The following is a 9813-nucleotide window of genomic DNA, read 5'->3' on the forward strand; positions in this document are numbered from 1 at the left end:
TTTATTTGATTACTCCCTGTTGCTTTAATAGATTTACTCTCGTAACTAACCCATCGGCTCCTGTCTTTTGGAGTTCAGGCAAGATATCCGCAGGGCTTTTTGAGGTAGTAGCTGTAATGATTTGGAAGTTGACCAAGTTAAAGTTTTTATCAGAAGTTGCTGGTAGCAAGCTTGATGAGACTAATACGGTGTCCTTATCCTCTAGTAAAGGCGATGCTTTAAGTAACAACAGAAAGTCATTTAGTTCATTGTAGCTAGTTGCCTTGCCTGTCAGAGAGATCGTGGTTTTTGCACGATCCGTAGCCGAGGCTGCAACTGATGCTTGCGTAATCGCCTCTACTTGAACTGTAATGGGAGTACGTTTTCTAATGTCATCAGTGATTGCACTCACAGGGAAATTACCAACAAACAGATTTACCAGTTCTCCAGTTCTAGCTTCAATGGCCTGTAATTCAGTCTCTTGAGTTTTCAAAGCCGTAAGCTTACTATTTAGCTGAGACTCCTTAGCCGTTAAAGCAGAAAGCTCATTTTGAATACCCTCATTTTGTGAGTTTAGAACTAGAAATGCGCCACCAACTATGGCAAAGGCAACTACAGCCGCCGCACCACCATAGATTAAAAACTGAGAATCAGCGATCGGTTGACGTTCTGCGGCTTGAGCTTCGTCAGCAACGCGATCGCTTAAAAAATTAATATCAAGTGTATACATAACGACTTTTTAAACCTCCCTCAAACCTAGACCTAGAGCAACAGACATCGCCATACGTTCTTCAATGGGAATGTCACCATCGACAGTGACACCAACCGCAGTAAGTGGATCAACCGCCACAGCGGCAATACCAAGACGTTGACTGAAGAACTCATTTAATTGCCCGATACAAGCACCAGGTCCCGCAATCAGTAACTGTACAACATCGGAGCCAGGAGACTGACTAGTATAGAAGTCAATTGAGCGCCTTAGTTCATCGGAGAGATCCCCAACAACCCGCATAATAGCCGCGTCACCTGGAGTGCCGCCACCACCTGCGAGACTTGCTGTATCCATAGACTGAACAGGCACAACAGTTGAGCTCAACATCTCCATATCCGTTGTTCGTCGTGGGGGAAGATTGATAGCACGCAATTGAGCATTCTGAATTTGAGCCGTGCCAATGGGGAAAGTCCGCGAAAATTGCGGAACTCCATCAACAGTTACAGTAATTTCTGTCGCTTCATACTCAATATCCACGATCGCCACAGCTTCCGCTAAAGTACTAAATCTTGCTAACTCATTACGCATGGCACGAATAAGAGCAAAACTACTAACTTCAACAACATCAACCTGTAGCTGTGCTATTTCTAAAGCTTGCATATAGCTATCTGTAACTTCTTTAGGTGTCGCCACCATCAGAATCTCAATCCGTTCGATACCGTCATCGTCAAGAGCTGTACCCAACTTTTGATAATCCACATCAGCATCTTCGCGAGGGAAAGGTAGGTACAGGCTAGCTTCTTGATTAAGAACCATTTCGCGCAATTCTAAATCAGGAATTTCCGCAGGTAGACGAATCAAACGACTCACTGTCTCGCGACCAGGTAAAGCCGTGGCAACCTTCTTAACTTTTATTTTTTTGTCTGCTAGCAAACTGCGAATAACTTCTCCCAGCGCTACAGGATCGAGAATGCGTCCTTCTTCAACAGTGCCTTCAGGAAGCTCGACGCTACCATACGTCACTAGCTTGTAAGAAGATTGCCCCTTGCGGCGCAATTGAACTAGGTTTACTTTCTCGGAAGTGATTTCGATTCCGATGCCTTTCTTAGACTTTCCGCCAAATTTTAAGCCGAACATAAGCGTGTCTTTATGAGTTTTGTAGCTTTTGTAGCACTGGGCATACTAAACAATGGAGGGATTATAGACTGTAAGTGACCATTGTCAATAGGACAAGAAAAAATAATCATCACCAATGCCGTAGATGTCTGATTTTGCCTTGTTTCTTATAGACGATTTTGGTCGTTTTAGCAAACAAAACAAATAAAAACCAGCAATTCGCATTATGAAAACGATTTAGGTGTTGGCAGCGCCTTCGGCGCTGCCAACACCTATAGCTATAGACACCTGTATCAGGACAAATCAAAACCCAAATAATGTGAGGCGGCGCTTCGCGCCGCCTCACATTATTTGGGTTTTATGTCCTAACAAGAATGGCGACAGCTATAAATCGTTTTTTTGAAACCCATAAAAAATAAAAACGAGAAGCATCGCTTCTCGTTTTTATTTTTTATGGGTTTTATTTACCGCCTCTTAGTTGAATTTGCTTACTTTGGATTAAGCTTCTCAGTTGTGGATTTTGTTGCTGCTCCAGCGTAATTTGATTAAACTCTTTAGCCGTAAATCCATGCCGACAAATTTCTTCCTCACTATAACTGCGTAATTGATCACAGAGCGATTGCAAAAATTCTGGTGGATTAGTAAGGTCACAAACTTTAGTTTGTTTTGATTCTGCAAGATTAGCGACAGTACTCCAGTTAGGGTTGTTCTTCGCAGTTCTAAAAATTTCTAGACGTTTATTTTCGATCGCATTAGCGGCGGCGGCATAGCGATCGATACGGTCTTCGCCAAAGGTAACTTTGGTGAGAAAATTTTGTAAAGATGAAGGTTTCACACAGGTTTCAGCAAACACAGCTATGCGATTACCACTAAGCATCGGCTCGACAATTGTCCCTATGACCACACATAGACCAAATAGGCTAATTGTGCCTAGCCCTTGACCTAGATATTTTTTGAAATGATTCTTAACACCATTTTGATCTGATTTTATTTGATCTGATGTTAAATCTAGATTTTGGGTTTGTGTGCTTGCCGATCGCTTGAAATATACCAAATGTCTCTGATGCCAACTATTCATAATCAATCGCCATTAATCATCAAAAATACTAGGGACGTAATCTTTTAGGGACACGCGATTTAATAATTTGTTGTGGCGAGTCGAAGCCTAGCTACGACAAACTATTAAATCGCGTGTCCCTATATCTAAAAATAATGACTCAAATAGGCTGATTTTGTTGCCGCAAATATGACTGAATGAAAGGATCAAGGTCGCCATCCATCACATTTTGAATGTTTGTAGTTTCTTCACCTGTGCGTAAATCCTTGACTAATTGGTAAGGATGAAACACATAGTTGCGAATTTGGTTGCCCCAAGCAGCTTCCACCATATCTCCTCGAATATCGGCAATTTTCTGAGCGCGTTGCTCTTGGGCAATAATTAATAGCTTTGCTTTCAGCAATCGCATCGCATTTTCTTTGTTTTGTAATTGCGATCGCTCTTGCGTACAGCGTACTGAAATTCCTGTGGGTAAATGGGTAATTCGCACCGCCGTTTCGACCTTGTTGACGTTTTGCCCACCTTTGCCACCCGCTCTTGTTGTCGTAATTTCTAATTCTTTGGGATCAATATCAAGATCAACATCTTCTTCTAGTAAAGGCATTACTTCTACGCCCGCAAAACTTGTTTGACGCTTGTCATTGGCATTAAAAGGCGAAATCCGCACAAGACGATGTGTGCCTTTTTCAGGAGCAAGGTAGCCATAAGCGTAACGCCCATGTACGAGCAAAGTGACTGATTTGATGCCAGCCTCTTCACCTTCGGAAATTTCCGAAATCTCCACTTTGTAGCCTTGGGACTCACAAAAACGGGTATACATCCGTAGCAGCATCTCTGTCCAGTCTTGGGAGTCAGTGCCACCAGCACCAGCATTGATTGTTAAAACTGCATCGTATTTGTCATAGGTTCCTGACAGCAACTGCTCTAGATCCCAGCGATCCATTTCGTGCAGCATTTGAGTCAGGCTTTGTTTGGCTTCATTTGCTAGAGATGGATCATCTTCAAGGGAGAGTAACTCAGCGATCGCTTCCAGATTTTCGATGGTTTGATGCCAGCGATCGAACTTTTCAAGGTAAGATTTCAGCGCATCTAGCTCGCGCATTGTTGTTTGGGCTTGGGCACTATTTTCCCAAAATTCGGGTTGAGCGGCGGTTTGTTCAAGGTCACTAATTTTAGCCGCGATCGCAGGTACGTCAAAGATAGTCCTGAGCAATGCTCAGGCGCTGAGATAAAATCTGGGTCTGGCGTGCGATCTCCGTAACATCCACTAAAATATTGCTCCAATATAGCGAGTTGCAATTGAGTATTGTATAGCAACCAATGTAATCGTTTTACCGTCATTCTAAAGATGCTTGCTTTCACTATTAGCTACAGATTAAGTTAGACCAAAGCACAAAATGGCATAGCCATTTTGTGTTGTTAACACCCTTGCTGGGGTTAGGTTTTAACCCTCGAAAGTGTGGCTATACTTTCGAGAATCGGCATTAAACGAAGAAAATAAGAGTAATAATAAAAATATGTCAACTACAACTCATGAAGAGTCTGAAATCAGTGTCAATCTCTCCTCTGACCACATTTTGGTAGTAACCGACAACAGTGGAACCCGCAAGATCAAGCTAGTTGCTAAGCAATACACAATTGGTCGCGAAACTGACAACACCGTATATCTCAACTCCGATTTTGTTTCGCGATATCATGCCGTTTTGACAAAGGTGCATCATCGCGATCGCCCTGATACTTATAAGATTATCGATGGTAGTGCTTCAGGAAAACCTAGTAAAAATGGGATTATCTTAAACGCAATGCACAATGTTTCGTCTCACGAGCTGCAAGACGGTGATATTGTTACCTTTGCACCTGAAGTACATATCCTGTATCTTTCACCGAAGCTAATTTAAAAAATAGGGCAACTTAAAGACTAAGTTTTAATAAGCTCTGTGAATGCCAATCTCAAAACTGAACAAAGTAATCAACAAATTGCAGAGATTCACGAACTCTTGAGAAAAAATCTATAATTCAATCCGTTTGTAGAGTAAAGTAGAGCGAGATTAAACCAAATGCCTACCAGTAGCATATACTTTTCGCTGGTAAGCCACATCTACTTCTTTTTTGGGTGAGCTAATGAGCGAAACACACGTTAGTCACACGCTATTAATCACAGATGCGAGAGGTAGTAGAAAACTCGCACTTGATGGCTTAAAGTATACGATTGGGCGGGATGTGAATAATAATATTCAGCTTTATTCGCGATTTGTTTCTCGTCAACATGCGGTGTTGCTGCGTGTACCTGGGGAAGGAGGACGCTATTTGTATCGAATTATTGATGGAGATCTTTCTGGGAAGCCCAGTGTCAATGGCGTAATTATTAATCATCATATGAAGGTCGCCTCTTCCTATGATTTGCGTAATGGTGATGTGATTACCCTTGCCCCAAATGTGGAATTGACTTATTTGAGCAGCCAAACTTAAATAAAAGGGCGCAAAGCGCCCTTTTATTTTTTACAAATAAACGCAAAGCAGTGTGATATCTATAGATATCACACTGCTTTGCGTTTATTTGTCATGTTTTTGATGACAATTTTGCTGACGATTTCTAGTTCGTGAGTTTTAGGGTGAGGTGAAACAATGTTGTGAAATACATCCGCAATTTGGCTTGATTGCAGCATATATGGCAATTGTTTTATCCCTTCAAGAAAACATAGACTTGCTGCTTTTTTTAGCCAAGTTAGCGATCGCTATAGGCTCAATCGCAATTACGCTGTTGTTAATATTTTGGTTTCGGCTCAAGAAAATTGAAAACCGCATCTACCAAAAACGCAGACAGCTAAAGTCAAGATTTACTCAAAATATTACTCAGCAAATCCCCCACAAAATATTACCAAAGCCCACCAAATTCTCAGGCTCGACTCAAGTTATTGAGCATCGTCCAATGGCAAAGCGATCGCCACAGACTCAGGTTTATCTATCAACTGCATACCCAAAACTTTTAAAAAAATCCAAGAAACGATCTAGTCGCGTCCGTTTGCATTGGTTATGGGCGATTATGCTCGCCAGCATGACAGGTATGGCGATCGCCTTGATGCAGCTAGGTAATAGCTTTGTCAGTCCTGAATACATGCCAATTATTTGGTTGTTAATTGGTGTAGCACTAGTCATGAGTGCCACTTTTATCGAAATTGCATAGCGTTAGAGTTTTCAGCGCCTGCGGCGCTGAAAACTCTAAACTTGGTGAAAATGCGCGACAATGATATCCCGTAAGAATTGCGGCAACGCTAAAAAATATTTGGGGCGATAAGTATGCGACGTGCGGTTTTATGTGGATATTACGGAATGGGGAATGGTGGCGATGAGGCTTTGCTTGCCACATTGCTGCAAATGCTGCCCAACGATGTCCAACCGCTTGTGTTGTCTGCTAGTCCCAGAGCTACCGAAAATTTGCATCAGGTCGAAGCTAGCGATCGCTATTCAGTATTTGCATTGCTCAATGAACTGAAGCGATCGGATTTATTTATTTGGGGCGGCGGTAGCTTGATGCAAGATGCCACAAGTGCCAGAAATCCGATTTATTACGGAGGACTGATGGGCTTGGCTCAGGGGATGGGACTTCAATCGATCGCTTGGGCGCAAGGTGTGGGGCCACTCAAACGCAAAATGAGTAAATGGATTGCCCGACGAGCTTTTCAGGGATGTGCATCGGTGTCTGTACGAGATCGCCAATCGGCGCAATTATTAGCCGACTGGCAAATTGCGAGTATCGTTGCTCCTGATCCTGTATGGGCTTTGGAGGCAACTCCAGTGAATATGGATCGTGATTTATCAAAAATCCGTGTTGCTGTGGTTTTGCGATCGCATCCTGAGCTAACGTCTTGTCGCATAGCTACGATTACTGAGGCTTTGCAAAAGTTGCAGATGCAAACCGAGGCGCATATTTTGCTAATTCCCTTTCAGCCCTCTCAAGATAAAGCGATCGCCCAAGCAATTTGTGATGCACTCAATGAAAAACTGCCTAATCATAGTCAGATCATTATTCAAAAAGATCCCCGTCGCCTCAAGGGAATTTTTAATGGGGTGGATTTGACGATCGCCATGCGGTTACATGGATTGATCATGGCGGCGGCTGAGGGTAGTCATTGTTCGGCAATTAGCTATGATCCGAAGGTTTCTTATTTGATGAAAGAGTTAGGAATCTCTGGTTGGGAATTAGGGGATTTGCCCGAAGATGCTCAGTTAATTGCCGATATTTGGGTTAATAATCTCGAAAATCGCGATCCATTACTAAGCGATCGGGTGCAGCAATTTAAACAACAAGCATTGATTCATCAAAAAATATTAGCCTAAACCCGAACAAGAGTCGGCGCTTCGCGCCGACTCTTGTTCCATCTTGTACACAAAAATCTCTCTGTCTACGTTTCAATTGATCCAAGCCCCCTAAATCCCCCAATTCTGGGGGACTTTGAAAGAATATTATTTTCTTGTTCCTCCAGAATTGAGGGCTAGGGGGCAGTTATAGCTATAGCCCAAAACCCAAATAGTGTGAGGCGGCGCAAAGCGCCGCCTCACACTATTTGGGTTTTATGTACTAACAAGAATGGCGACAGCTATAGCAAAAAAAGAGTTAGCGAGTACAAACCAAACCCCAAGAATCAAGTGGCGGCGCTTCGCGCCGCCACTTGATTCTTGGGGTTTATGTCCTAAGCAAAACTTGCTTTGCTATATAATTGCTGATTTGTAGCTGTAATTGAGTAGCAGCGCAGAGCGCCGCTACTCAGTTCTTGGGTTTTATGTCCACGTATACTTGGCGATCGCCCCAAATTTTGAAAACCTTGTGTACATGGAATTGTGATAACTTAGAGTACTGCAAACAACATTTTAGAGATATTTTCGGCAACGAGCAAAACTCTAAGCTCCTCGAAATGTTGCCCTAGAAATCCAAAACAAGCTTACTTAATATGGCAGACATTACAACCCAACAAATTCAAGAACTACGTGCGAGAACTGGCGCAGGTATCAAAGACTGTAAAGCAGCCCTCGTTGACTCCAATGGCGATTTCACTAAAGCAACCGAATACCTAAGACAAAAGGGGCTAGCCTCTGCTGTTAAAAAAGCAAGCCGTGCTGCATCTGAAGGAATCGTCCATAGTTATATCCACTTTGGTAGCCGCATTGGTGTGCTAGTCGAAGTTAACTGCGAAACTGACTTCGTGGCGCGTCGCGAAGAACTCAAAGAACTAGCTGACAGCGTAGCCAAGCAAATTGCTGCTTGCCCTAACGTCGAATATGTCAGTGTTGCCGATATTCCTGCGGCTTTTGTAGAAAATGAAAAGCAAATCGAAGCAGGTAAAGATGACTTGGCTAGCAAACCAGCCGCGATTCGCGACAAGATTGTACTGGGTCGCATCGAAAAGCGATTGAAAGAATTGTGCTTACTCGATCAGCCTTACATCAAAGATCAAAGCATTACCGTTGATGAGTTGGTTAAGCTAACTGGTACTAAACTCAGCGAGAACGTTAAGGTTCGCCGCTTTGTACGCTTTGTTGTTGGTGAAGAAGTTGCTTCTGCAACTCCTGAAACTCCCGCAGCCTAATTTGCTCATAAATAATTATTTTGGGGTAGCGCGGCGATGCCGCACTACCCCAAAATAATTAAATTGCATACTCCTAATGTTGATACGAAAAAATAGTGTGAACTACGATGCTGGTGCGTATTGATCAAGATATTCGCAATATCCAACAGGCGATCGCTGATGTGATTAGTCGGATCGATGTGATTCATATTGAGTATTCTCAGGCGATCGCTCAAGCAGTACAGCAACAAATTTTGCTCACAGTATTTAAGTTCTGTACCCAAAAATGTCCTGATGCATTTCTAGCGCTATCTCTATCAGCACGTCAAAACTTGCAAGAAGCACTGCGACAGACGATCAAATCTCTTTGTGAGCAGATGCAAAAAACTCTTGAAGAATGCGATCGCGACAGTCGTACTAATCAAGAAAATCTCGATAATTTGTTGAGTAAGCTCCTCAATGAAAGTATGGAGAAACTGAACCAGCTTTTAGTCGAGCATAAAGTTTTAAATCCTCAAGAAAATAAGGCTAAAGACGATAAAACTGCACAGATGAGTATTCGTCTTGCTGAAATTGAGTTTACAGATCGCAAGGTGATGTCTCATCGTGGGGAGTTGCGCGTTTTATCGGCAAGGCTAGCGCATTTGCACAATGAGCTAGAAAAGAAGTATCAACAAAAGACGATCGCTGAAGCCGAATTAGCATGGCGATCGGCATGGGTGGAATAATAATTTTATTGAGAGGGTGGCTTTGCCACCCTCTCAATAAAATTATTGGGTTTTATTAACGATTAGTTACAGCTATGACCAAAAATCGCGTAGTTTACCGTGAGTTCGGCACACCTGAAGAAGACGATTCTGAGCAAAAAGAGATCGATCTGCCACCCCAGCAACAAAATCCGCGCATTCAAGTAACGCGCCGAGGCAAGGGTGGCAAGACGGTAACTGAGATAACAGGTTTTCAGACTACAACCGAGAATTTGGCAAAACTGACTAAGCAGTTAAAAAATCAGTGCGGGACGGGTGGTACATGCAAGGGGCAAGCGATCGAAATTCAAGGCGATTGCAGTCAGAAAATTTTACAGATCTTGCTAGGTTTAGGCTATAAAGCCAAAATAAGTGGTAAATAAAAAAGAGGTCGCAATGCGACCTCTTTTTTATTTACCGTTGTAAGCATCCAAAAACTTGGTTGGCTGTTAGTTGTAATGACATCTCATCTAAACAAATCAGAGGATGATCGCCGCTAACAAGCTGGAACGGATGATTGGGGCGAAAAATCATGATTAGGAATGAAAAATAAATAACTTATGCATTTCAGTTATTTTGAGGAATAGCTCTATAATTCCATTTAGGAAGATATTCATCAAAAATGATAGGTAGATTTTC

Annotated in this window: 12 protein-coding genes; 7 read left to right on the forward strand and 5 right to left on the reverse strand. The window is 42.6% G+C overall.

All coding sequences use genetic code 11. The annotated features are described in order from the left end of the window. Window position 1 precedes the first annotated feature (1 nt). The 4 genes from H6G05_RS22130 to prfB all read right to left on the reverse strand — a co-directional run bounded on the left by H6G05_RS22130 (window position 2) and on the right by prfB (window position 4132). Window positions 2-709: a PilN domain-containing protein gene (locus H6G05_RS22130; RefSeq protein ID WP_190581628.1), complete on the reverse strand. Its 708-nt coding sequence runs from the start codon at window positions 707-709 to the stop codon at window positions 2-4. A gap of 9 nt (window positions 710-718) precedes the next feature. Further along, window positions 719-1828, reverse strand: coding sequence for a type IV pilus biogenesis protein PilM (gene pilM, locus H6G05_RS22135; RefSeq protein ID WP_190581630.1), 1110 nt, complete (start codon window positions 1826-1828; stop codon window positions 719-721). 439 nt (window positions 1829-2267) lie between these two features. Continuing rightward, window positions 2268-2885, reverse strand: coding sequence for a DUF4168 domain-containing protein (locus tag H6G05_RS22140; protein ID WP_190581632.1), 618 nt, complete (start codon window positions 2883-2885; stop codon window positions 2268-2270). Between the two features lie 139 nt (window positions 2886-3024). Further along, a protein-coding gene (prfB, locus tag H6G05_RS22145; protein WP_190581634.1) for a peptide chain release factor 2 occupies window positions 3025-4132 on the reverse strand; the annotation gives its coding sequence in 2 pieces (ribosomal slippage) (window positions 3025-4059 and window positions 4061-4132; 1107 coding nt in all). A gap of 249 nt (window positions 4133-4381) precedes the next feature. Between prfB and H6G05_RS22150 the strand changes: the two genes are divergently transcribed. Both H6G05_RS22150 and H6G05_RS22155 read left to right on the forward strand, forming a co-directional pair. After that, window positions 4382-4762 (forward strand): FHA domain-containing protein, encoded by a 381-nt coding sequence (locus tag H6G05_RS22150; protein WP_190581637.1) that lies wholly within the window; start codon window positions 4382-4384, stop codon window positions 4760-4762. A gap of 223 nt (window positions 4763-4985) precedes the next feature. After that, window positions 4986-5333, forward strand: a complete 348-nt coding sequence (locus H6G05_RS22155) for an FHA domain-containing protein (RefSeq protein WP_190581640.1) — start codon at window positions 4986-4988, stop codon at window positions 5331-5333. Window positions 5334-5401: 68 nt separating this feature from the next. Here H6G05_RS22155 and H6G05_RS25710 read toward each other — a convergent pair whose 3' ends face one another. Further along, window positions 5402-5530 (reverse strand): hypothetical protein, encoded by a 129-nt coding sequence (locus H6G05_RS25710; RefSeq protein ID WP_277874783.1) that lies wholly within the window; start codon window positions 5528-5530, stop codon window positions 5402-5404. Between the two features lie 2 nt (window positions 5531-5532). Between H6G05_RS25710 and H6G05_RS22160 the strand changes: the two genes are divergently transcribed. From H6G05_RS22160 to H6G05_RS22180, 5 genes are all read left to right on the forward strand, one after another. Further along, window positions 5533-6048, forward strand: a complete 516-nt coding sequence (locus H6G05_RS22160) for a hypothetical protein (protein ID WP_190581642.1) — start codon at window positions 5533-5535, stop codon at window positions 6046-6048. 113 nt (window positions 6049-6161) lie between these two features. Beyond that, window positions 6162-7202 carry a polysaccharide pyruvyl transferase CsaB gene (gene csaB / locus H6G05_RS22165; RefSeq protein ID WP_190581644.1) on the forward strand — a complete coding sequence of 347 codons (1041 nt, stop codon included), beginning with the start codon at window positions 6162-6164 and terminating at the stop codon, window positions 7200-7202. Window positions 7203-7813: 611 nt separating this feature from the next. Beyond that, window positions 7814-8449: a translation elongation factor Ts gene (gene tsf, locus H6G05_RS22170; protein WP_094531505.1), complete on the forward strand. Its 636-nt coding sequence runs from the start codon at window positions 7814-7816 to the stop codon at window positions 8447-8449. 107 nt (window positions 8450-8556) lie between these two features. Continuing rightward, window positions 8557-9156, forward strand: coding sequence for a hypothetical protein (locus H6G05_RS22175; protein ID WP_190581646.1), 600 nt, complete (start codon window positions 8557-8559; stop codon window positions 9154-9156). Between the two features lie 74 nt (window positions 9157-9230). Continuing rightward, window positions 9231-9557 (forward strand): translation initiation factor, encoded by a 327-nt coding sequence (locus H6G05_RS22180; RefSeq protein WP_190581648.1) that lies wholly within the window; start codon window positions 9231-9233, stop codon window positions 9555-9557. Window positions 9558-9813 lie beyond the last annotated feature (256 nt).

Origin of the sequence: Phormidium tenue FACHB-1050 (assembly GCF_014696925.1) — a bacterium.
In the GTDB taxonomy this organism is placed as follows: Bacteria; Cyanobacteriota; Cyanobacteriia; order Pseudanabaenales; family Pseudanabaenaceae; genus Pseudanabaena.